This window comes from Streptomyces sp. NPDC047706 (assembly GCF_043204795.1).
Lineage (GTDB): Bacteria > Actinomycetota > Actinomycetes > Streptomycetales > Streptomycetaceae > Streptomyces.
This window is the reverse complement of record NZ_JBIDCW010000018.1, coordinates 58,846-80,138: the sequence shown is the minus strand read 5'-3', so window position 1 is coordinate 80,138 and position 21,293 is coordinate 58,846. Positions and strand designations below refer to the sequence as shown.

Here is a 21,293-nt window from a genome sequence, read left to right as displayed (position 1 = left end):
TGGAGTGCGACATGCCCGACCCGATCCCGCTCCGTCCGCGCCGGGATGATGCGGCGGCGGACGTGCGGTCGCTCGTGCAGCTGGGGGAAGCCCCGCCGCAGCCGGTGCCTGCTCCGTCGACGAGCCCGTTCCTGGAGCCGGTGTACGACCCGCCCCTCGAACCCCTGCCGGACGACCCGGCATGACGACGCCCCCACCGCTTCGGCGGTGGGGGCGTTCTGCTGTGTCCGGCGCAGGGGCGCACGCCGACTCTTTGCCAAGTTGTTACCTGCACCTTCGGTGGCCGCTAGACCCCCGCACGCGCACACGTCCCTATAGGGGTGTGTCTGAGCTGTTTGCGGGGGATTGCGAACAATGCGAGGGGCCGGGCAGCATCAAGCCAACCCGCCCCGCACACCGAGGACTTCACCCATGACCCGCACCCCAGACCGACGCGCATCACGCCAGCGAACCGAAAACCCGCCGATCACCCCCGGCTCCCCGGTCGAGATCCGGCTCGTCGGCCACGAGGACGACGTTCACCGCGTGGTTGCTGCCATGCAGCAAGCCGCCGGCCACTCCAGCGGCCCCGTCTCGTACCGGCCCAGCCACTACACCGCAGGCGCCCTCCGCGCCTACCTCACCATCGTCATCCCGCCCGCCGAGGAGCAGCCGTGACCGCCACCTACCAGGACCTGCCCGTCTACAGCACGGGCAGCGCACCCGCTGGCCTCATGACCCGCGCCCAACTCCGCGGCGCCGGCCGCCGACTCCGTCCCGGACAGAAGACCCGGCCACAGGCGTGGCTGTACTGCATGCCACGCCACCACCACGCCCCGCTCTACACGCTGGAGCAGACCAGCCCGCAACCCAAGTCGACCCCTGCCCAGCTCGCTGCGCTCGCCGTTGGCCGTGCAGTGTGGTGGAAGGCGCGTGCGTGTCATCACTGCGATGAGATCCACAAGGGGTGGTGCGATCAAGAGATGGTCGCCATGTTCCGTCAGGACCACGACGCTGCCGCTCAGTGGGCGCGCAAGGTGCTCGATGATCCAGCCTGCGTCGTGCTCGACACGGAGACCACGGGCCTTCACGACGGGGCCCGCATCGTTGATATCGCCGTCCTCGGCATCGACGGCAGCGTCCTCCTCGACAGCCTCGTCAACCCGGGCGTGCCGATCCCGGCCGAGTCGACCCGCATCCACGGCATCACCGACGACACCGTCAAGGACGCCCCCAGCTTCAGCGAGCTGCTGGTGTCGCTCACGACGGCACTCCATAACCGCAAGGTCGTCATCTACAACCGAGAGTTCGACAAACGCCGTCTGGCCGTCGAGCTCCACCAGCATTACCGCGCGCGCTACGTGAACCTGGAGAAGCCCCGTCACGGTCGCCAGCGCATCCACCCCGCAGCCCGCGCCTGGCTGGCAGCCCAGACGTGGGAAGACTGCGCGATGGTGGCCTACGCCGAGTGGTACGGCGACTGGACCTGGGACTACGAAGCGCGCGACGACAAACCGCTGTACCGGCAAGGCGACTACCGGTGGCAGCCGCTCCCTGGTGCCGGGCACCGTGCAGCCGACGACTGCCGAGCCGTCATCAGCGCGCTCAAGGAGATGGCCGCGTAGCGCCCAACGATCTCTGAAGCGCGCCCGGTTGGCCGCTCGACCTCTCGATAACATGCCATATCGCGGGCGTTATTTGAGGTGATTGTCCGACTCGGCCTGCGGGGCTTCCGGCCTCTCCGGTAGCTCCGCCCCGGGCCGCCTGGCGTACCACTCCCATAGTCGCCGCGTGACGCTGCTGCGATCGCTGCCTACGGCGTGCGCTGCGGCGTCGAAGTCATTGACCAACTCGTCGGGGATGCCACGCACGACTCGCTGCTTATGACGGTGACGGTGCTGGCGTCGGCGTTCCTCTTCGCTGGTCATGGGGGGATTGTGGCAGGTGGCTTGCCACCAGTCAAAGGGTGCGGAATGATGGTGGCAAGCCACCAATGTGAGGATTGCAAGCATGGCCATCTCCGCCGAAGACCAGATCATCCACCACCTGAAGGACAAGGTTGGGCTCGCCAAAGCCGACGAGCTCGTGACCGGACTGAAGGAGGAGATCGCGGCATCCCTGCGTGAGTTCGCCGATCAAGAGGACGCTCACCTCGCCAAGACCTCGGCTTCCGTGTACGTGCAGGGGATCCGAGACGCCGCCGACCGCGTCACCGACAAGTGAGGACACCGACATGACCGACACCATCCGAAAGACCCGCCCCAACGCCACAGTCGAGAAGGCCCTGGTCTTCGACGGCACCCCTGAGACCGTCCTGGTCCGCCCCATCCCCACTGCCTGCCGCACCAACATGGCCGAGGGCGTCATCGACTCCGACGGCTGCGGCGGCACCGGATGGATCTGCCCCGCCTGCCACGAGGGGGACGACTGTCCGACTGTCGGCAGCGACGAGTGCGAGCCCGGCACCGGAGGAGCGCAGGCGTGCGTCTGCGTAGACGGCCAGTCCGGCAACTGGGAGCCCTCCACCTGGGCCTGAGCTCCACATACAGAAGCGCCCCGCCTGAGGAAGCAGGCGGGGCGCTCGCTCGTACCGTAACGAATTGGAGAACCCGTGACCGACCTCGCCCCGCAGCAGCCGGACGCCACCCCCGCCGTCTACGACGCTGCGACGCTCGCCGTCCTCGCCGCCATGGAGAAGGCCGCCGAACAGCACCTCGACGCCATCCGCCCCCACAACACGAAGCGCGGCTACGCCAACGACTGGAAGCTGTGGGAAGAGTTCCACGGCTGGCTCGCCGAACGCACCGGGCAGCCGCTTCCGTTGACCGCCGTCACCAAGGGCACGCTCGTCGGGTTCGTCGTCTGGCTCGACACCATCAAAGCGGCCGCCCCCAACAGCATCGACCGCCGCATCACCGGCGTCACCGTCACCCTGCGCGGCCGCGGCATCGAAGTGCCTAAAGCCGTCACCGTCGCCGCGCGCCAAGCCCTCAAGCCGCTGAAGGCCGACCCCGAACGGCAGGCGCGCGGACGTGGCAAAGCCGCTGCCGTCACGCCCGAGCAGCTGCGGCAGATGAACGCCGCCGTCGCCGACGGACTCACCGGACTCCGCGACCGCGCCCTCTGGCTCATGGCCTTCGGGATCGCCGGACGCTCCGCCGAAGTCGCCGCCCTCCGAGCCGACAGCATCGTCCACGTCAGCCAGGGCCTCGAAGTCCACGTCCCCGCCGTCAAAGGCCGACCGCCCCGAGACGTCGTCGTCCACTACGGCCGCAACCCCGACACCTGCCCCGTCCGCGCCTGGCTCACCTGGCGCGCCGCCGCAAGCATCACCACCGGGCCCGCCTTCCTGCCCATTACCGTCCACGGCCGTCTCGGCGAACGCGCCCTCTCCCCGGAAGCCGTCCGCGAGATCATCGCCCGCAACGCCGAACGAGCAGGCCTCGCCGTCCGCTTGACCGGCCACAGCATGCGAGCCGGGTTCATCACCACCTCTCGACGCGCAGGCAAGCGAGAAGAGAAGATCCGCGAACAGTCCGGCCACGCCGAGAACAGCCCCGCCTTCTGGGGGTACATCCGCGAAGCCGACAAGTGGACCGACGCGGCCAGCGAGGACATCGGCCTGTAGCCGCCACCCCATGCCACACTGAACGAGCGCCCGCCAGGCCCCCCGTCCTGGCGGGCGCCTGCGTTGTCGGTGGCCAGCCGTACAGTGGTGGCACCTAGCGATCCCGAGACAAGTCGGGTTGCTGCTGCTGAAGTCTGCCCCGGCGTGATGCACCGGGGCAGACTGCATTCGGGAGGGGTTATGGACGAGCTGGTGGAGTGGCTGCGCGCGCAGCTCGACGAGGACGAGCGGATCGCGCGGAGGGCAGGCGACACCTTCCGCCAGATCGGCGAGACGGGCGTCATCGTCGCCACCGAAGGTGACCGCGCCGAAGAGTGCGCCTCCGCGAACTGGGCTGGCGTAGCGGAGCACATCGTGACACACGATCCGGCGCGGGTGCGGCGGGACATCGACGCCAATCGGAGACGGCTGGAACGCCACACGCCGACGATGATGGTCGGCTACGACAGCAACGAGAACGACCCGTCAACCTACGTGCTCGGATGCCCCACGTGTCAGGTGACGGTCGTACATGAGGGCGACTGGCCGTGTGAAGAGGTGCGGGACATGCTGGTCAGCTTCGCGGACCGGCCCGGCTACCGCGAGGACTGGCGACCGTAGCCTCACGCCGCTTCGACGACGTCCCCGCGCTCGACGGCCGCCAGCTCCGCCAGCAGCCGCGCGTACTCCGCCCGCTGCTCCGCCGTCAGCGGCACCTGCGGATGCGACCACAGCGCACGGATCGCCGCGTTCAGCTCAGCAGCCGAGCGCGCGGAACCCTCAGGCGGGGGAGAGACGGGCATGGCGATCAGCGTAGCCGCGGGGTGTGACAGCGGGCTACGAGTTGCCGCGGTCGACGACCACGAACGTGCCCTTGTTCGGCAGCGTCACGACGAGCCCCCGATCCCGCAGTTCCTGCACGGCCCGCCTCGCCGTTCCCGGAGCCACCCCGTACTGGGCGCCCATGTCCCGCTCGTTCGGTAGACGCGCACCTTTCGGCAGCCGACCGGAACGGATCTCCGCCTCCACCTCGTCGGCGACCCGCATGTACACGTACCCGATCGGCAGCTCACCCATGATCCGAAACTAGGGCGGCACCCTGCGGTCGGCATCCGCAGATGGCGCCATGCCGCCCCATGTAGCGGTATGTAGCGGTACCGTCTGAGCAGCACAGACCCCCGCGACCGCTGGCCCGCGGCCCGGGGGCATGGCCGACGAACGGAGCGTCGACGTGGACGAGCGTAGAGACCCCGAGCCCGCAGCCGGAAGCACACAGCACGTCTTAGCCGGCGTCGGCCAGCTGTCGCCCGTGCAGGAAGCGTGGGCCGCCTACGTCGCGCACGCCACCCATTGCGCCGGCTGCCGCGACGTCGACCGGCGGTGCGAGCAGGCCGAGCAGCTGTACCGGGCATGGCGGGAGCTGAGCAGTGCGGCTCTGCGCCGGCTGGGCGCCGAGAGGGCCTGACAAACCGGCAGATGCGATTCCGCATCACACCGGTACTAACCGGCGGACCAGTCTTGCCTCAGAGGAAACCCCTGGCCAGAGCGGGCGCGGGCGGTTACAAATTCACACGGGGCGCATAAGATCTGCCCGGATATATGCAGCGGCCACAGTTCACGCGGGGGTACTCCCGTTGTTGACTGAGATTCGGCAACGGGCCGCAGGCTCGGCGAGAGATGATCAGTGAAGGAGGTCAGTCACATGGACGCGCAGCGCGTGCGCCACCAGGAGCAGGTGGCTGAGCTTCATCTCCTGGCCGGCTTCCATCCGCTGGATCGTGGACCGGTCGACGGTGCTGGCGTGGGCGAGCATCTCCTGGGTCATGTTCTGGTGCAGCCGCCGCACGCGGACGCGGTCGCCGACGGCCCGGCGGGCGTCGAGGATCCACTGGGGTTGATTGGCTGGCACCCGAGCAACGTCTTACGGACCATGATCATAAGTCAGCAGCAGATTTGCGGCATTCTTTGATCATGCGATCCCGGCGACGGACGGGCAGCTGCCCCGCGTAGAACAGGCGAGGCGACGCCGCCTCGACTGCCGACCCGTGACTGCATATGCCAGACGCGGCAAGGTAGTGTCCACACTCGAACGCATGTTCGCCCATTCGAGTGAACAACGGCATTGACGTACATCCGTCAGGCAATACGGAAGGTCGAACTCCACAGGCGTGCCGGCCCCGTCATCAGTGGTCGCCCCCCCTCGATGACGGGGGACCGGCACTTGGGGCGGCCCCTCGCACTCCGTCGACGCACGGGCGAGGGGCCGCCTGTCATCTGGCCTGGGCAAACGGCTTGATCGTTTAGGAGGAATTTAGGAGTCGCGGTAGGTCACTGCCAAGGTTCTACCAAGGTTCTGCCGGGGTTCTACGGAGCCGATAACGAAGGCCCAGGTCCGGGGATTCCCCCCGTGACCTGGGCCTTTACGCGTTCTACCTCGTGCCCCCGGCAGGATTCGAACCTGCGACACCCGCTTTAGGAGAGCGGTGCTCTATCCCCTGAGCTACGAAGGCGCAGCTGTCCCTGACCTGGATCAGGGTGCTCGGTCCACAGAGTACCGGATCAGGGGTTGGCCAGGAGGGTGGGCCGGGTGAGCGTGCGGTGTCAGCCACGGTCACCTGTGAAGCCCGCAGCTCAGCCGCCGTGCACCGGCAATTGAGCACTGCCGGGGACGGCCACCCGCGCAGGGGGAACGCAGCCCGCGACGTGCCCGCCGCCCCGCCCTCCGGGGTGCCGCAGGCCCTACGGCCGGCCTGTGGCCCCGCGCCTCGGCCACTGAAGTCCCCACGATCAGCTCGCGGCATCGCGCCCTGGAGCCCGGCGATCAGCTCGCGGTCCGCGCCCTGGCGCCGGAGCCCCGCGAGCGCGCGCCGCCCCGCGCCCCAGGCGCCGGCGCCCCCACGGCCGGCCCCGGCGCCGCGCGGAGCGCCGACGCCCCCGCTGACTGACTCCCACCAATCCGAACCGCCCCACCACATGCAGATCCGCCTCGATCGCGTCCGCTGTCTCCCCTGTGCATCGCTGTGTTGAGGGCGGCCACCGCGTGGCCCGTGCGGTCGCGGACAGGTACCGCCAGGGAGGGCAGGCCCTCCTCGAGTTCCTCGTCGACCAGGGCGCAGCCCTGGTCCCGGACCTCCTCCAGGGTGCGGGACAGGGCCCGCGGGTCGGTGAGTGTGCGGGAGGTGAGCGGGTGCAGGGGGCCGGGGGTGCGGGCGGCGGGCGGCGGGCGGGAGGTCCGCCAGCAGGGCGCGGCCCATGGAGGTGGCGTACGCGGGCAACCGGGTGTCCACGGTGATGTTCACGCTCATCACCCGCGCCGTCGCCACCCGCGCCGTGTACCGGATCTCGTCGACGGCGGCCGTCAGCACGGCGAGCGATGTCGACTTGTGGATGCGCTCGGAGAGTGCCGCGAGGTGCGGGGCGGCGATGTGGGGGAGGGAGGTGCGGGACAGGGCCGGGTAGCCGAGGGCGAGGACCCGGGGGTGAGGGTGACGGCGCCGGGGCGGGACTGGGCGACCAGGCCCAGGTGCCCGTAGGTGATCAGGGCCCGGCGGGCGGTGGCCCGGGCCAGGCCGGTCGCCTTCGCCACCTCCGTCAGGGTGAGCTCCGGCCCGCCCTCGCCGAACGCGGTGAGGACGGTCAGGTGTGATGGCTGGTGTCGCTGACGACGCTGGCCGCGCACACGATCCGGCCGGTACGGGGGTCGCGTACCGGGACCGCCACCGCCACCAGTGCCGGTCCGATCAACTGGTCGTCCAGCGTCCATCCGTTCTGCCGGGCCTCGGTCGAGCGGCGCGTGAACTCCTGCGCGGGCAGTGGGTGTTCTGCTGCCGGTACGGCCGCGAAGTCGTGGTTCTGCGGATCCGCCGCGCGGGCGTGCCCGCCAGCGCTTCCAGTTGCCCGCCCCGTGTCCGGCCCCGCCCCGTGTCCGGCCCCGCCCCGTGTCCGGCCCCGCCTCGTGTCCGGCCCCGCCCCGTGTCCGGCCCCCGCCTCGCCGTCCCCCCTTGCCTCGCGCGCGGCTCTGTTCAGCTTCCCAGCCTCCCGGCCTCCCTCCGGCTGCGGGCCCGGCCCGCAGCCGGGTTCGCCTCGCGCCAGGTCTCACCCCGCAGTCGGGCCCGCCCGCTGCCGTCGCCCTACCGTCGTGTCACCCGCACCGTGTGGTTCCCCTCCACGTCCGCTCCCGCGACCACGATCCGTATGCCCCGCTCCCGGTCCTCGAAGGTCTCCCCGGGGGTGAAGGTGGCGTCCGACAGTTCCGCGTGGACGTTCGGGCTGCGGGTGCAGCCGCCGCTGGCCCGGCGGGAGTCGTACACCCGCACCGGGCCGTGTCCGGTGTCCACCTCAGCGTCGACCTTGTAGATCAGCAGGCCCGGCCGGCACACGGCCTCGTCGTTGCCGTCGCGGGTGCGCAGCTCGACGGCGTACCCGCTGCGCCGGTCGAGGGGTATGACGATCAGTTTGGCCCCGCCCGGGAGGGCCAGGGGGGTCAGGGTGTGCTCGGTGGTGCCGGGGGTGGACAGGCAGTGCACCTGCGCCGCGTCCAGCCAGCCCAGCTTCCACTTGTGCCAGCCGAGGAGGTCGTTGTTGGCGCCCCAGTCCTCGCTCATGATGTCCCAGTGCCCGACCGCGCCCCCGCCTTCCTGGGTGTAGAGGTCGGGGAGGCCGAAGACATGGCCGTTCTCGTGGGGCAGGACGCGGTAGCCGGTGTCGGCGTAGGTGCCGGAGCCGTCGTCCTGGCGGGAGTAGACGAACGAGGCGTTGGCGACGGGTACCCCGTCCGCCGTGGGCGCCTCGCTGTTGCCGGCGAAGGTCACCGACAGGACCGTGTCCAGTGCAGAAGGGCCGGCGTTCGGGGTCACCAGCACGTTCAGCATGTCGTACTCGCGGAAGTCGACCTTGGGGTCGGCCGCGGCCACTATGTCCCGCACCAGCTGCCGGTAGCCGGGGTCGAAGGGGGCGCCGCGTTCAATGCCGTACTCCTGGAAGGACTTCGGCATGCGCAGCCAGTCGGCTATCGGGGTCTGTGGGCGGTAGTCCAGGCGGCCGTAGGAGCTGGTGCGGAACCACTCCTGGGTCCGGGGGAAGAACTCGTCGAACCGGTCCAGTGCGTCGCCCTTGCCGGGGGCGTCCGTGAAGTCGACCATCAGCGTCAGCGCGTGGACGGTGCCGGTGGAGCGGGAGTAGCCGCCGGGGGTCGGTATGCCCTCCGACATCTGCACGTCGGCCTTGCCCGTGATCATGCATGGCCCGTGGGTGGAGGAACGGGCGAGGTCGGTGATCGGCCGCGCACCCGCCGTCGCCGAGCCCACCGTGTGGTGGCCGGTACCGGCCGAGGTGCTCACCGCCAGGGTCACTGCGGTCACGGCGCCGAGCGCGGCCGCGCGGCGCGGGCGTATCCGACGGCGGGACGGCTGCATGCATGGACCTTTCGCTCCAGGCAGCCACCCGTCTCCGGCTGCACCCTTGCGATTCACCCTGTGCCGGGTGTGGCGCGGGCGCGCGCTGGAGCCGACCGATCGTGGGTTTGCGGTGAGTAAGCGCAGGTCAGGTGGGGTATGAACGCGGTGGTGGTGGTGTGTGACGGGGGTCACAGAAATTCCTTCTGCGGGTGGGAAATAACCGGGGATCGTTTCCCCGTTTAACCACTCGTACGAGCGAAACGGGGGATCATTCCCCGGATCGCGGCACCGACCGGCCTCACCCCGAAGACACCACCTCACCCATACTCAGCCAGTCACCCACTCATCCAGGAGTACGCCGTGCAGACCGCCACCCCCGAGCGACGTAAGGCGACCCGGCCCCGGGCCGACGCCCTGCGCAACCGGGAGCGGATCGTCACCGCCGCCCGCGAGATGTTCGTCGAGCACGGCCCCGACGTGCCGCTCGACGAGATCGCCCGCCGGGCCGGCGTAGGCAACGCCACGGTGTACCGCAACTTCCCTGACCGCGACGCCCTTGTCCGCGAGGTCGTCTGCTCGGTCATGGACCGTACGGCCCGGGCCGCCGAGCAGGCACTCGCCGAGAACGGCGACGCCTTCGCCGCCCTGGAGCGCTTCGTGCACGCCTCCGCCGACGAGCGGATCAGCGCGCTGTGCCCCATGATCGCCAGCACCTTCGACGAGCACCACCCCGATCTGCTGGCCGCGCGCGGCCGGGTCGAGCAACTCGTCGCCGAGGTGATGGCGCGTGCCAAGGCGGCCGGGCAGCTCCGCACCGACGTGGGGGTCGGCGATCTGATGGTCGTCGTCGCCCAGCTCAGCCGGCCTCCGGCCGGCGCCGCGTGCCTCAGCGTGGACCGCTTCGTGCACCGGCATCTGCAGATGTTCCTGGACGGTCTGCGCGCACCGGCGCGCTCGGACCTGCCGGGCACGGCCGTGACCTTGGAGGACCTGCGCCAGGTCTGACAGCCGATTCCTTCCGTTCACTTCCCTTTCTGTTCCGTAGCTGGTGGCTGCCAGCTCGTAGCTACTAGCTGGCAGTTCGTAGTTCGTAGTTCGTAGTTCGTATCTGGTGGCTGCGGGGGTTTCGTCAGCTGGTGGCTCCGGTCGTTCCGTAGCTCGCGCTCCGGGCGTTTGTCCTCCTTCGCCCTTCACCTTTCGTCCTTCGTCCTACTCGTCCTCCTCGCCTTCTCGCCTTCTCGTTCTTCCGTCTTCCTTCTCGCCCTTTTCCGTCCCGAAGTTCCGAAGTGGGTACACCCATGTCTGAATCAGCCGTCAAGGCTCCCGGCGTCCCCGACGCCAACCGCTGGAAAGCGCTCGTCTTCATCGCGCTCGCCCAGCTGATGGTCGTCCTCGACGCCACCATCGTGAACATCGCCCTGCCCTCCGCGCAGCAGGACCTCGGCATCTCCGACGGCAACCGGCAGTGGGTCGTGACGGCCTACGCCCTCGCCTTCGGCGGTCTGCTGCTGTTCGGCGGCCGGATAGCCGACCTGTGGGGCCGCAAGCGCGCCTTCGTGGTCGGCCTGGCCGGCTTCGCCCTGGCCTCCGCGCTGGGCGGTGCCGCCACCAACGAGGCGATGATGTTCGGCGCCCGCGCCCTCCAGGGCGTCTTCGGCGCACTGCTGGCTCCCGCCGCGCTCTCCCTGCTCGCCGTGATGTTCACCGACGCCAAGGAGCGCGCCAAGGCCTTCGGCATCTACGGGGCCATCGCCGGTGGTGGCGGCGCCGTCGGCCTGATCCTCGGCGGCTTCCTGACCGAGTACCTGGACTGGCGCTGGACGTTCTACGTCAACATCCCGTTCGCGGTGGTCGCCGCGGCCGGTGCCTGGTTCGTCATCCGTGAGCCCGAGGGTGGCCGTAACCGCTCCCCGCTCGACATCCCCGGCGTCATCCTGTCCACCCTCGGCCTGGTCGCGCTGGTGTACGGCTTCACCCGCGCCGAGTCCGAGGGCTGGAGCGACTCCGTGACCATCACGATGTTCGTCGCGTCGGCCGTCCTGCTCGCCACCTTCGTGTTCGTCGAGTCGCGGGTGAAGGCCCCGCTGCTGCCGCTGCGCGTGATCACCGAGCGCAACCGCGGTGGCGTCTACCTCTCGCTCGGCCTCGCGATCATCGCGATGTTCGGCCTCTTCCTCTTCCTGACCTACTACCTCCAGATCGTGAAGGGCTACTCGCCGGTCAAGACGGGCTTCGCGTTCCTCCCGATGATCGCGGGCATGATCACCGGCTCCACCCAGATCGGCACCCGCCTGATGACCCGGGTCGCGCCGCGGCTGCTGATGGGCCCCGGCTTCCTGGTCGCCGCGGTGGGCATGCTGCTGCTGACCCAGCTGGAGATCGGTTCCTCTTACGCCGCCCTGCTGCTGCCCGCGATGCTGCTGCTCGGCCTCGGCATGGGTACGGCGTTCATGCCGGCGATGTCCCTGTCCACGCAGGGCGTCGAGCCCCGGGACGCCGGTGTCGCCTCCGCGATGGTCAACACCTCGCAGCAGGTGGGCGGCGCGATCGGCACGGCCCTGCTGAACACGATCGCCGCCTCGGCGACCACCTCGTACATCGCCGACCACATCGGCTCGGCGACCTCCCGCTCGCAGCAGCAGCTCGTGCAGCTGGAGGGCCAGGTGCAGGGCTACACCAGTGCCATCTGGTTCGCCGTCGGCATCCTGGTGGTCGCCGCGGCGATCGCTCTGACCCTCGTCAACGCCGGCCGCCCGGACATCAGCGCGGTCACCGGCGCGGGCAAGGGCGCCGAGGACGAGGTGCCGGTTCCGGTGGTCGCGCACTGACCCGCTGACGGCTCCCGCCCCGACGTACCCCTGCGGGCGTACATTCTTCCGGCGATCGGTACGACCTCAGCGAAGCCAGGGCAGATCCGCCCCGGCCTCGCTGGGCTGAAGTCCCTCGGCGACGATCCGCATGATCTCGCCGAGGGACTTCTGCTGTTCCGGGGTGAGCCGCTCGAACAGTGCCTGCCGTACCGCCGCCACATGGCCCGGCGCCGAGCGCTTCAGCACCTCCAGGCCCTGCTCGGTGAGCACCGCGAACTGGCCCCGCTTGTCGGAGGGGCAGTCCTCGCGGCGTACCCAGCCGTTCTTCTCCAGCCGGGCGACGGCGTGCGAGAGGCGGGACCGGGTGATCTTCGCGTGCATCGCCAGGTCGGTCATCCGCAGCCGGAGGTGCGGGGACTCGGCGAGCTTGACGAGCAGGCCGTAGTAGATGTGCGGCATGCCCGCGTCACGCTGGAGCTGACGGTCGAGGTGGTCCTCCAGGAGCGTGGCGGCCTCGATGTACGACCGCCAGACGCACTGCTCCTCGTCGGTGAGCCAGTTCGGCTCGTCGACGGCCGCGGCGGCTGTGGCTGTGGCTGTGGCCGCGGGTGTGGATGCAGGAGCGGATGCGGATGCGGAGGCCGACTTCATGGGAGTCACTGTACGAGGCTCTTCTTGAGACTTGAACAAATGCGACGTAAGATCCTTCATGAAGGTTGAGAGTTGAAGCACTCGGTCGGGTCGTCACCCGGTCTGGATTGTCGCCCGGTCTGGGGTTGTCACCCGGTCCGGGGTTGTCAGGTCTTGAGGCCGTACGGTCGGCCGGAGGGAGCCGCCGTGATGTTCGCCGCCGCACAGGAGCGCATGCCTGCCCTGTACCTCAGTCACGGCGCCCCACCGCTGGCCGACGACCCGGTCTGGCCCGGTGAGCTCGCCGCATGGTCCACCGGGCTGCCCCGGCCGCGCGCGGTCCTCATCGTCTCCGCCCACTGGGAGGAGGCCCCGCTCGCCCTCGGCGCCACCCGGACCGTCCCCCTCGAATACGACTTCGGGGGCTTCCCCGAGCGCTACTACCAGGTCCGGTACGAGGCCCCCGGCGCCCCCGAACTCGCGGATTCCGTACGGAAGTTGCTGCGCGCTCCCGGCATGCAGGTGCAGGACGTGCCGGACCGGGGCCTGGACCATGGCGCGTACGTGCCGCTGGCCGAGATGTACCCCGAGGCCGACATCCCCGTCCTCCAGGTCTCCATGCCGACCCTCGACCCGGTGCGGCTGATGGAGATCGGCCGCCGGCTGGCCCCGCTGCGGGATGAAGGGGTGCTCATCGTCGGCTCCGGCTTCTTCACCCACAACCTCGCCGCGCTACGGCACCCCGGTGGGGGAGTGCCCGGCTGGTCGGCCGAGTTCGACGACTGGGGCCGGCAGGCGCTGGCGGCCGGAGACGTGGACGCGCTGCTCGACTTCACCCACACCTCCCCGGCCGGACGGCTCGCCCATCCGCGCACCGAGCACTTCGCACCGCTCTTCGTGGCCATGGGCGCGGCGGACGCGACGGGAGAGCTGAGGGAACAGAAGTCCGTGATCGACGGGTTCTGGATGGGGCTGGCGAAGAGGTCGGTGCAGTTCGGCTGAGCCGCGGGGACTGAGACGGCGCCAGGGAGCTACCGGCCTTTGACCGCAAGCCCTTCCGTGCGGCCGCACGGTTACAGGGCCTTCTCGTACCAGGCAACGTCCCAGTAGCGGCCGAACTTGCGGCCGACCTCGCGGTACGTGCCGACGTGGCGGAAGCCGAAGCGCTCGTGCAGCCGGGTGGACGCCTCGTTCGGCTGGGCGATGCCGGCGTAGGCGCGGTGCAGGTCCTCGCCGGAGAGGGCGTCGAACAGGGCCCGGTACAGGAGGGTGCCGACGCCGCGGCGGCCGGCGTGCGGCGCGACGTAGACCGTGACCTCCACGGAGGTGGAGTACGCGGGTTTGGCGCGGTGCGGGCCGGACGTGGCGTACCCCAGGATTTCCTGGGAGTGCGCGTCCGTGGCAACCATCAGGCGGTGCGGCCCGTCTACCGGATGGGAGAGCAGCCAAGGGCGGCGCTCCTCCGGAGCGAAGACGGTCGTGTCGAATGTGATGGGCGTCTCACGTACATAGTGGTTGTAGAGGTCGGTGAGGGCCGCGAGATCACCCTCGACTCCCGGTCTGACCTGCACCTCTTTGTGCCCCGTCGGCATCGGGCCTCCTCGTGTGGCCGGACAGGGTACTGCATGATCAGAAAAATCGAGGGGTGGGTTGGGAATTCTGTCCGGATTCCAGTCGTTGTTTCCGTCGGATGCAGGGCACCCGAGCAGTGACCGGACAGGGTGCTGAGCGTCCTAAGGACCACCCGCTGACCTCACCATCGCAAGGGAGCACGCATGGCAACCCGTGCCGTCGCCCGTCGTACGTCCGCCGCCGGCGAGACCGTCGACGCGGCCAGCAGTGTTCGCGCCCATGGCGGCGAGATCGCGGACCGCGATCTGGTCGGCATGTATCTCGACGAGATCGCGCGCACACCGCTGCTCGACGCCGCCAAGGAGGTCGAGCTGTCCCAGACCATCGAAGCGGGTGTGTTCGCGCGGCAGGTCCTCGACGGGTGCGAGGAGTCGAAGGCCGACGCCACCCGTGAGGAGCTTCAGGCCCTGGTCGCCGCGGGCGAGCGGGCCAAGGACGTCTTCATCCGCTCCAACCTCCGCCTGGTCGTAGCGGTCGCCCGGCGCTACCCGCGCAGTGGCCTGCCGCTGCTGGACCTGATCCAGGAGGGCAACGCCGGCTTGGTGCGCGCGGTCGAGAAGTTCGACTACCGCAAGGGCTTCAAGTTCTCGACGTATGCCACCTGGTGGATCCGCCAGGCGATCACCCGCTCCATAGCCGACCAGTCACGCACCATCCGGCTGCCCGTCCACCTGGTCGAGGAGCTGGGCCGGATCCGGCGTGTGCAGCGCGAGTTCAACCGCGAGCACGGGCGTGACCCGGAGCCCGCGGAGATCGCCGCCGAGCTCGGCTCGACGCCGGAGCGTGTCACCGACGTACTGGACTGGGCGCGCGACCCCGTCTCGCTGAACATGTCGGTGGACGACGAGGGCGAGACGCAGTTCGGCGACCTGCTGGAGGACACTTCGGCGGTCAGCCCCGAGCAGTCCGTGATGACCCTGCTGCGCAGCGAGGAGCTGGACGACCTGATCGGCCGTCTCGACCAGCGCACGGCATCCATCATCAAGATGCGGTACGGCATCGAGGACGGCCGGGAGCGGACCCTGACCGAGGTCGGCAAGGAGCACGGCCTGACGCGTGAGCGCATCCGCCAGATCGAGAAGCACGCCCTTCTGGAGCTGAAGAAGCTGGCACGTCAGACCGGCTTCGACGCCGCGGCGTGAGGCTCGCCCCAGGTGCCGCACGGAGATCGTTCCGGGGGCGTACGCCGGGGGGCGAAGGCCCGCGCGAACATGGCTGTGTAACGCCGCTTCAAAAGGCCCGTCCCGGGAACAAGACTTCAGGGCACGGGAGTTCGGGCCCGAGGGAGACACCCCCGGGCACCGGCGGCCCCAACGGTCCCACCCACGGCACGGCCCGTGACCAGCAACTGCCGCACGGCACACCGCAAGCCACGTCCCGACGCACTCCCCCCGGCGCCGGGACTGCCCCGAGCCGGGCTTCGGCGCCTTCCCCCGGGCGCCGGGGCCCGGCTCTTGTCTGTGGCGTGCGGGCCTCGGCTGATCGCGGCGCGCGTGGCTGTGCCCGTCGGCGGGCATGTCAGGGCGGCGGGGCACCCCGTACCTGAACACCGGGGTGGCCCGCCGGAATGGCAGATTGTGCCACATGGGCATAGCCTGCCGACGTGAGCAGCGCCACCCCAGCAGAGCACCCCCGGTCCTCGTCCCCGTCCCTCTCCCTGACGGAGCGCCGCAAGGCGGAGACCCGGATGGAGATCGCCCGCGCGGCGGCGGGCCTCTTCGTCCGGCAGGGGCTACGGGCCACCCGCGCCGAGGACATCGCCCAGGCGGCGGGCATCGCGCCGCGCACGTTCTACCGCTATTTCGCCTCCAAGGAGGAGGCCGTCGCCCCTCTCTACGCGGCCGGGGGCAGGCGCTGGGTGGAGGCGGTCCGCGCGGCTCCCGCCGGACTGTCCGTCCCGCAGGCCCTGGAACACGCGGTACGGCACACGCTGACGCCGGGGGCCGGGGCCTCGGCGGCGTCGTGGGAGTGGGTGCGGACGCTGATCCGCATGGCCGACGCCAGCCCGGCGCTGCGAAGGGTCTGGGCGGAGGTCTGCCGAGCCTCCGAGGACACCCTGGTGGCAGCGTTGGTGGGGCGGGTGCCCGAGATCACTGAGGGTGACGACAACGTTGCCGGACGCGTCACGCCGGAGCTGCGCTTCACGGCGGCCGTAGCGAGCGCGGCCGTGCGGGTGGCCGTGGAGTCCTGGGCTGCCGGAACCGCTCCTCCCACGGGGCCGGAGGGACCGGCGGAGCTGGCGCTTCGGAATCTGGGTGCGTTGCGGGACTTTCGGTGGGGAGAGGGCTGGAGGGGCGTGAGCTGGGGAGAGGGTGAAGGGGTGGACTGCAGGGGCGTGAGCTGAGCGTGTCTCACCTGGTCGCCGCCCCCGCCGCCCCCGCCGCCCCCCCCGCCCTGCCCCGCCGCCCGACTGAGCCGACCCCCCAGTTCCCGCACGTACTCCACCAGGACTCCCGGCTCGCGCACCGTGAACTCGCATCCCAGCATCGCCAGCCGCACCGCCACCCACTCCAGCGGGTCGGCCGTCCTGCCCCGCAGCCCGCACCTGGTCTCACCGAGCGGCTCGGGCGCCCCCAGCCACCCCCGCAGCCGGGGCGCGACGACGTCGGCGGGTTCCTCGAACGTGACCTCGACCTCGTACGTCTCCTGCTGACGCCGGATCGACTGCCGCAGGTACTCCGCCGCGCTCCCCGTCGGCAGCTCCCGTGGGGCGAACCGCGCGCCGGTCGCGAACGGCTCGCTCACCCTGTCGACGCGGAAGGTGCGCCAGTCTTCGCGGCCGAGGTCGTAGGCGACGAGATACCAGCGGCGCCCGGTGGACACCAGCCGGTACGGCTCGGTCAGCCGGCGCGACTCGCTGCCGTCCCCGGCGCGGTACGCGAACCGCAGCCGCTCCCGGCCGGCCACCGTCGACGCCATGACGGTCAGTGTCTCCGGCGCGATCGACGCCCCGTCGCCGCTGGTCAGGGCGGTGGTCGCGGATTGCAGCGTCGCCACCCGGTGCCGTAGCCGGCCCGGCAGCACCTGTTCCAGCTTGGCCAGCGCCCTCACGGACGCCTCGTCCACGCCTTCCAGCGCGTGCCCCGCCCCGGCCCGCAGGCCCACCGCGATCGCCACCGCCTCCTCGTCGTCGAGGACGAGGGGCGGCATGGCCTTGCCCGCGACGAGCCGGTAGCCGCCGTCCGCGCCCTTGGACGCCTGCACGGGATAGCCGAGCTCCCGCAGCCGGTCCACGTCCCGCCGCACGGTGCGCCGCGAGACCCCGAGCCGTTCGGCGAGCTCACCGCCGGGCCATTCGCGGGGCGTCTGGAGGAGGGAGAGCAACTGAAGGAGCCGAGCCGGGGTGTCCGTCGTCATGAGTCCGAGCATGCCGTAGGAATAGGACACGATCTGACCTATTGCGAACCTAGTTTGCAGCCATGACCTCCACCGAGACCCCTCCGCCCCGGCCTGCCGTGCCGTCCGGTCCGTCCGCGTCGTCCGGTCCGTCCGTGCCGCCCGACCAGCCCGCGTCCTCCGCCCCCTCCGCGTCCTCCGCGTCGTCCGCCCCGCCCATGGCTTCGATACCTGACCGCCGTCGCTGGTTCGCTCTCGCGATCGTGATGACCGCCGCCTTCATGGACCTCGTCGACGTCACCATCGTGAACATCGCGATTCCGTCGATCCAGCGCGACGAGGGCGCCACGTTCAGCCAGATCCAGTGGATCACCGCCGGTTACGCGCTCGCCTTCGCCGCGGGCCTGATCACCGGCGGCCGCCTCGGCGACATCCACGGCCGCAAACGGGTCTTCCTCATCGGCATCGGAGGCTTCACCGTCGCGTCCGCGCTGTGTGGACTCGCCGCGAACCCGGAGATGCTGGTCGCTTCCCGCATCCTGCAGGGCGCGATGGCGGCGCTCATGGTGCCGCAGGTCCTGGCGATCGTGCACGCCACCTTCCCGGCGCACGAGCGCGGCAAGGTCTTCGGCCTGTTCGGCGCGGTCGTCGGGCTCGGCGCGGTCTCCGGCCCGCTGCTCGGCGCCCTGCTGACCGAGTGGAACCTCTTCGGTCTCGAATGGCGCCCTATCTTCCTGATCAACCTGCCGGTCGGCATCGCGGGCCTGATCCTGGGCCGCCGCTTCATCACCGAGTCCAGGGCGCCGTACGCCCTGAAGCTGGACCTTGTCGGCGTCGTCCTGGTCACGCTGGGCCTGCTGATGCTGCTCTACCCGCTCACCCGCGGCCGTGAGCTGGGCTGGCCGCTGTGGGGGTACGTCTCGATGGGCGGCTCGCTCGCCGTGCTCGGGGCGCTGGTGGCGTACGAGCGGCGCAAGGCGGCGCGGGACGGCTCCCCGCTGATCGAGCTGTCGCTGTTCCGGGTCAAGAGCTTCGCCGCGGGTATCGCCGTGCAGACCGTCTTCGGGATCGGGCTCGGGGTCTTCTTCCTGGTCTGGACGCTGTACATGCAGATCGGGCTCGGCTGGAGCGCGCTGCGGGCCGGGCTGACCGGGGTGCCGTTCTCGATCGCAGTGTCCGTGGCGGCCGGGGTGTCGGTGCAGCAGCTGGTGCCGCGCTTCGGGCGAGGGGTGCTCCAGGCCGGCGCCCTGGTGATGGCGGCCGGGCTGGGCCTGTACATCTGGGAGTCCGAACGGTACGGCCTCGGTATCGCCTCCTGGCAGATGGCTCTGCCGCTGGTCGTGATGGGTGCGGGCATGGGCCTGATCGTCGCCCCGCTGACGGACGCGATCCTGTCCGAGGTGCCGCGGGAGCATGCCGGTTCGGCGTCCGGGCTGATCAGCACGGTGCAGCAGATGGGCAACGCTCTGGGGCTGGGCCTCGTGTCCGTGGTCTTCTTCGGCGTGGTCGACGACCGTGTGGCGGAGACCGGGCAGCCGGGGCCGGCGTTCGTGGACGGCTTCCAGAACGCCGTGGGGTGGGTCACCGCCGTGATGCTGGTGATCTTCCTGCTGATGTTCGCGCTGCCGAGGCGGCCCGCCCAGCACGCGGAGGGTGCTGGGCAGGGGCCGCCCTCGGCGGTGGAGAAGGAGGAGGGGGAGAAGGAGGCAGGCAAGGAGGCGGAGCTGGTGCACTGAGGCAGCGGCAAGCACTGCGGCGGCGTGCACTGAGGTGAGCACAGCGGTGGCTGCGTGCAGTGAGGCGGCTGCGGGCAATGCGGCGTCGGCGTGCACTGCGGCGGCTGCGGGGCGCTGCGGCGGCTGCGTGCACTGAGCAGCGGGCGAGCACTGCGGGGGCTGCGTGCAGTGAGGCGGCTGCGGGCAATGCGGCGGCGGCGGTGGCTGCGTGCAGTGAGGCGGCTGCGGGCACTGCGGCGGCCGCCTGCGGGTGAGGGCCCGGCACCTCGGTGCCGGGCCCTCACCATGCGCCGACGCGAGGACCCCTCGATGTCACGTACGTCCGTTCATGCCCGATTGAGGTCCGAGCCTGTTTACTTCCAGGAAATCCGGGCGTAGCCTTCGCCGTGAAACCACACGTTCGGGCATAGTCGGAGGCGAACGGGCATGTACGCACCGGAGCGGCAGCAGGAGATCCTCCGGCTCGCCCGCGACGCCGGCCGGGTGGACGTCCTGTCGCTGGCCGAGGAGTTCCAGGTCACCGCGGAGACGATCCGTCGGGACCTGAAGGCCCTCGACCGCGCCGGCCTCGTCCGCCGGGTGCACGGCGGAGCCATCCCGGCGGGCCGCCTCGACTTCGAGCCGGACCTCGCCGAGCGCGAGTCCACGGCCGCCGACGAGAAGGACCGCATCGCCAAGGCCGCCCTCGCCGAACTGCCCGCCGAGGGCACACTGATCCTCGACGCCGGTACGACGGTGGCCCGGCTGGCCGCCGCCATCCCGCTGGAGGCCTCGCTCACCGTCGTCACCCACAGCCTGCCGATCGCGGCCCGCCTCGCGGACCACCCGGGCATCCAGCTCCACCTGGTCGGCGGACGCGTGCGGCACCGCACCCGCGCGGCCGTGGACGCCTGGGCGTTGCGCGCGTACGGCGAGATCCGGGCCGACGCCCTGTTCGTGGCGGCCAACGGCTTCTCCGCCGAGCACGGCCTGACCACCCCCGACCTGGCCGAAGCCGCGGTCAAGCGCGCGGCCCTCGCGGCCGCCCGCCGCGTGGTGCTGCTCGCCGACTCCTCCAAGCACGGCCAGGAGCACTTCGCCCGCTTCGGCGACCTGGGTGACGTCGACCTGCTGGTCACCGACGACGAGCTGAGCCCCGAGGACGCCGCCGCCATCGAGAGCGTCGGCACGGAAGTGGTGCGCGCATGATCCTCACCGTCACCCCCAACCCGTCCCTCGACCGCACCTACGAGGTTCCCGCCCTGGCGCGCGGCGAGGTCGTCCGGGCCACCGGCGAGCGCATGGATCCCGGCGGCAAGGGCGTGAACGTCTCACGCGCCGTCGCGGCCTCCGGACGGCGCACGGTCGCGGTCCTGCCCCTGGGCGGAGCACCGGGGGCACTGGTCGCCGAGCTGCTCGACGCGCAGGGCATCGAGGTCGCGCCGGTCCCGGTCGCGGGTGCGACCCGTTCGAACATCGCGCTCGCGGAGGCGGACGGTGTTCTCACGAAGATCAACGCGCCGGGTCCGAAGCTGTCGGCGGAGGAGCGGGAGCTGCTCTTCGACACGGTGCGCGCGCGGTCGCGGGGCGCCGACTGGATCGCCTGCTGCGGCAGCCTGCCCCGCGGGCTCGCGCCTTCCTGGTACGCCGAGCTGGTCGCCCGGGCACACGCCGGGGGCGCCCTGATCGCACTGGACACCTCGGGGTGTGCGCTGCTGGAGGCGCTCCGGGAGCGGCCCGACGTGGTGAAGCCGAACGCCGAGGAACTGTCGGAGGCCGTTGGACGGCCCCTGGCCACGGTGGGCGACGCGGTGAAGGCGTCCGAGGAGTTGCGTCAGCGGGGCGCGCGCGCCGTGCTGGCGAGCCTGGGGGCCGTCGGTCAGCTTCTGGTGGACGACGCGGGCGTCTGGTTCGGCACCGCGCGCGTGGAGGCCGTGCGCTCCAACGTGGGCGCCGGGGACGCCTCGCTCGCCGGCTTCCTGATCGCCGGCGGCAGCGGCCCTCAGGCCCTCGCCTCAGCCGTCGCGCACGGGGCGGCGGCCGTTCAGCTGCCCGGCAGCGCGATGCCCGCGCCGGGCGACCTGGACCCGACGGCGGTGACGGTCACGGCCGATGTGCCGGTCGACCGCGAGCTGACGGAGCCGGTGTCATGAACGTGCGTACGGCGTGCCGCGCGGCGGACCCGGCA

The 21,293-nt window shown here is 70.8% G+C and carries 27 protein-coding genes, 1 tRNA gene and 1 pseudogene; 17 read left to right on the top strand and 12 right to left on the bottom strand.

From position 1 onward, the window contains the following. The first annotated feature begins 11 nt into the window (after positions 1–11). From ACGF8A_RS21770 to ACGF8A_RS21760, 3 genes are all read left to right on the top strand, one after another. Positions 12–185 carry a hypothetical protein gene (locus ACGF8A_RS21770; RefSeq protein WP_393110553.1) on the top strand — a complete coding sequence of 58 codons (174 nt, stop codon included), beginning with the start codon at positions 12–14 and terminating at the stop codon, positions 183–185. Positions 186–411: 226 nt separating this feature from the next. Then, entirely contained in the window at positions 412–657 is a 246-nt protein-coding gene (locus ACGF8A_RS21765) for a hypothetical protein (RefSeq protein ID WP_393110551.1), read from the top strand. Beyond that, the gene (locus tag ACGF8A_RS21760; protein ID WP_393110549.1) at positions 654–1,604 is read left to right on the top strand and encodes an exonuclease domain-containing protein; all 951 of its coding nucleotides are present in this window, start codon (positions 654–656) and stop codon (positions 1,602–1,604) included. The genes ACGF8A_RS21765 and ACGF8A_RS21760 overlap by 4 nt, the downstream gene beginning before the upstream one ends. A 69-nt stretch (positions 1,605–1,673) precedes the next feature. On the opposite strand, the gene ACGF8A_RS21755 is transcribed toward ACGF8A_RS21760, so the two are convergent. After that, the gene (locus tag ACGF8A_RS21755) at positions 1,674–1,907 is read right to left on the bottom strand and encodes a hypothetical protein (protein ID WP_393110547.1); all 234 of its coding nucleotides are present in this window, start codon (positions 1,905–1,907) and stop codon (positions 1,674–1,676) included. A gap of 82 nt (positions 1,908–1,989) precedes the next feature. Between ACGF8A_RS21755 and ACGF8A_RS21750 the strand changes: the two genes are divergently transcribed. The 4 genes from ACGF8A_RS21750 (at position 1,990) to ACGF8A_RS21735 (ending at position 4,207) form a co-directional block, all read left to right on the top strand. Continuing rightward, positions 1,990–2,202: a hypothetical protein gene (locus tag ACGF8A_RS21750; protein ID WP_393110545.1), complete on the top strand. Its 213-nt coding sequence runs from the start codon at positions 1,990–1,992 to the stop codon at positions 2,200–2,202. Between the two features lie 10 nt (positions 2,203–2,212). After that, positions 2,213–2,515, top strand: a complete 303-nt coding sequence (locus ACGF8A_RS21745) for a hypothetical protein (protein ID WP_393110543.1) — start codon at positions 2,213–2,215, stop codon at positions 2,513–2,515. Positions 2,516–2,590: 75 nt separating this feature from the next. Continuing rightward, positions 2,591–3,607: a tyrosine-type recombinase/integrase gene (locus ACGF8A_RS21740; protein ID WP_393110541.1), complete on the top strand. Its 1,017-nt coding sequence runs from the start codon at positions 2,591–2,593 to the stop codon at positions 3,605–3,607. Between the two features lie 180 nt (positions 3,608–3,787). Next, positions 3,788–4,207, top strand: coding sequence for a DUF6221 family protein (locus tag ACGF8A_RS21735; protein WP_393110539.1), 420 nt, complete (start codon positions 3,788–3,790; stop codon positions 4,205–4,207). 2 nt (positions 4,208–4,209) lie between these two features. On the opposite strand, the gene ACGF8A_RS21730 is transcribed toward ACGF8A_RS21735, so the two are convergent. Next, positions 4,210–4,389 carry a hypothetical protein gene (locus ACGF8A_RS21730; protein WP_393110537.1) on the bottom strand — a complete coding sequence of 60 codons (180 nt, stop codon included), beginning with the start codon at positions 4,387–4,389 and terminating at the stop codon, positions 4,210–4,212. A gap of 34 nt (positions 4,390–4,423) precedes the next feature. Next, positions 4,424–4,663, bottom strand: a complete 240-nt coding sequence (locus tag ACGF8A_RS21725; RefSeq protein WP_393110535.1) for a GntR family transcriptional regulator — start codon at positions 4,661–4,663, stop codon at positions 4,424–4,426. Positions 4,664–4,817: 154 nt separating this feature from the next. Here ACGF8A_RS21725 and ACGF8A_RS21720 point away from each other — a divergent pair, with 154 nt between their 5' ends. After that, positions 4,818–5,051 (top strand): hypothetical protein, encoded by a 234-nt coding sequence (locus tag ACGF8A_RS21720; protein ID WP_393110533.1) that lies wholly within the window; start codon positions 4,818–4,820, stop codon positions 5,049–5,051. 216 nt (positions 5,052–5,267) lie between these two features. On the opposite strand, the gene ACGF8A_RS21715 is transcribed toward ACGF8A_RS21720, so the two are convergent. The 3 genes from ACGF8A_RS21715 to ACGF8A_RS21705 form a co-directional block, all read right to left on the bottom strand. Continuing rightward, positions 5,268–5,495 carry a helix-turn-helix domain-containing protein gene (locus ACGF8A_RS21715; RefSeq protein WP_393110531.1) on the bottom strand — a complete coding sequence of 76 codons (228 nt, stop codon included), beginning with the start codon at positions 5,493–5,495 and terminating at the stop codon, positions 5,268–5,270. A 528-nt stretch (positions 5,496–6,023) separates the two neighbouring features. After that, positions 6,024–6,096 (bottom strand) — tRNA-Arg (locus ACGF8A_RS21710). 311 nt (positions 6,097–6,407) lie between these two features. Beyond that, positions 6,408–6,725 carry an IclR family transcriptional regulator C-terminal domain-containing protein gene (locus ACGF8A_RS21705; RefSeq protein ID WP_393110756.1) on the bottom strand — a complete coding sequence of 106 codons (318 nt, stop codon included), beginning with the start codon at positions 6,723–6,725 and terminating at the stop codon, positions 6,408–6,410. A 113-nt stretch (positions 6,726–6,838) separates the two neighbouring features. Here ACGF8A_RS21705 and ACGF8A_RS21700 point away from each other — a divergent pair, with 113 nt between their 5' ends. Next, positions 6,839–7,045, top strand: coding sequence for a hypothetical protein (locus ACGF8A_RS21700; RefSeq protein WP_393110764.1), 207 nt, complete (start codon positions 6,839–6,841; stop codon positions 7,043–7,045). Here the strand turns inward: ACGF8A_RS21700 and ACGF8A_RS21695 are convergent. Next, entirely contained in the window at positions 6,945–7,172 is a 228-nt protein-coding gene (locus ACGF8A_RS21695) for a hypothetical protein (RefSeq protein WP_393110529.1), read from the bottom strand. The two genes, ACGF8A_RS21700 and ACGF8A_RS21695, sit on opposite strands and share 101 nt — an antisense overlap. Before the next feature lie 544 nt (positions 7,173–7,716). Then, positions 7,717–9,000 carry a M6 family metalloprotease domain-containing protein gene (locus tag ACGF8A_RS21690; RefSeq protein WP_393110527.1) on the bottom strand — a complete coding sequence of 428 codons (1,284 nt, stop codon included), beginning with the start codon at positions 8,998–9,000 and terminating at the stop codon, positions 7,717–7,719. A gap of 342 nt (positions 9,001–9,342) precedes the next feature. Here ACGF8A_RS21690 and ACGF8A_RS21685 point away from each other — a divergent pair, with 342 nt between their 5' ends. Continuing rightward, positions 9,343–9,987, top strand: coding sequence for a TetR/AcrR family transcriptional regulator (locus tag ACGF8A_RS21685; protein WP_393110525.1), 645 nt, complete (start codon positions 9,343–9,345; stop codon positions 9,985–9,987). A 293-nt stretch (positions 9,988–10,280) separates the two neighbouring features. After that, entirely contained in the window at positions 10,281–11,810 is a 1,530-nt protein-coding gene (locus ACGF8A_RS21680) for an MFS transporter (protein WP_393110523.1), read from the top strand. A gap of 66 nt (positions 11,811–11,876) precedes the next feature. Here ACGF8A_RS21680 and ACGF8A_RS21675 read toward each other — a convergent pair whose 3' ends face one another. Then, positions 11,877–12,443, bottom strand: a complete 567-nt coding sequence (locus ACGF8A_RS21675) for a MarR family winged helix-turn-helix transcriptional regulator (protein ID WP_393110521.1) — start codon at positions 12,441–12,443, stop codon at positions 11,877–11,879. A gap of 213 nt (positions 12,444–12,656) precedes the next feature. On the opposite strand from ACGF8A_RS21675, the gene ACGF8A_RS21670 reads away from it, so the two are divergent. Further along, positions 12,657–13,424, top strand: a complete 768-nt coding sequence (locus ACGF8A_RS21670) for a dioxygenase (protein WP_393110754.1) — start codon at positions 12,657–12,659, stop codon at positions 13,422–13,424. Between the two features lie 71 nt (positions 13,425–13,495). On the opposite strand, the gene ACGF8A_RS21665 is transcribed toward ACGF8A_RS21670, so the two are convergent. Then, a complete protein-coding gene (locus ACGF8A_RS21665) occupies positions 13,496–14,014 on the bottom strand; it encodes a GNAT family N-acetyltransferase (protein ID WP_393110519.1) in 519 nt (172 codons plus the stop codon). A 183-nt stretch (positions 14,015–14,197) separates the two neighbouring features. Between ACGF8A_RS21665 and ACGF8A_RS21660 the strand changes: the two genes are divergently transcribed. Both ACGF8A_RS21660 and ACGF8A_RS21655 read left to right on the top strand, forming a co-directional pair. Further along, positions 14,198–15,196, top strand: a complete 999-nt coding sequence (locus ACGF8A_RS21660) for an RNA polymerase sigma factor RpoD/SigA (RefSeq protein WP_393110517.1) — start codon at positions 14,198–14,200, stop codon at positions 15,194–15,196. 545 nt (positions 15,197–15,741) lie between these two features. After that, complete coding sequence (locus ACGF8A_RS21655; protein WP_393110752.1) at positions 15,742–16,398, top strand: TetR/AcrR family transcriptional regulator; 657 nt, start codon at positions 15,742–15,744, stop codon at positions 16,396–16,398. Between the two features lie 44 nt (positions 16,399–16,442). Here ACGF8A_RS21655 and ACGF8A_RS21650 read toward each other — a convergent pair. Further along, positions 16,443–17,411 (bottom strand): annotated as a pseudogene (locus tag ACGF8A_RS21650) (helix-turn-helix transcriptional regulator); the annotation flags it as partial. A 49-nt stretch (positions 17,412–17,460) separates the two neighbouring features. Further along, positions 17,461–17,610, bottom strand: coding sequence for a hypothetical protein (locus ACGF8A_RS21645; RefSeq protein ID WP_393110515.1), 150 nt, complete (start codon positions 17,608–17,610; stop codon positions 17,461–17,463). On the opposite strand from ACGF8A_RS21645, the gene ACGF8A_RS21640 reads away from it, so the two are divergent. The 3 genes from ACGF8A_RS21640 to pfkB all read left to right on the top strand — a co-directional run bounded on the left by ACGF8A_RS21640 (position 17,609) and on the right by pfkB (position 21,258). After that, positions 17,609–19,126, top strand: a complete 1,518-nt coding sequence (locus tag ACGF8A_RS21640) for an MFS transporter (protein ID WP_393110513.1) — start codon at positions 17,609–17,611, stop codon at positions 19,124–19,126. The two genes, ACGF8A_RS21645 and ACGF8A_RS21640, sit on opposite strands and share 2 nt — an antisense overlap. A 426-nt stretch (positions 19,127–19,552) precedes the next feature. Then, a complete protein-coding gene (locus ACGF8A_RS21635; RefSeq protein WP_393110511.1) occupies positions 19,553–20,314 on the top strand; it encodes a DeoR/GlpR family DNA-binding transcription regulator in 762 nt (253 codons plus the stop codon). Continuing rightward, positions 20,311–21,258, top strand: a complete 948-nt coding sequence (gene pfkB, locus ACGF8A_RS21630; RefSeq protein ID WP_393110509.1) for a 1-phosphofructokinase — start codon at positions 20,311–20,313, stop codon at positions 21,256–21,258. The genes ACGF8A_RS21635 and pfkB overlap by 4 nt, the downstream gene beginning before the upstream one ends. Positions 21,259–21,293 lie beyond the last annotated feature (35 nt).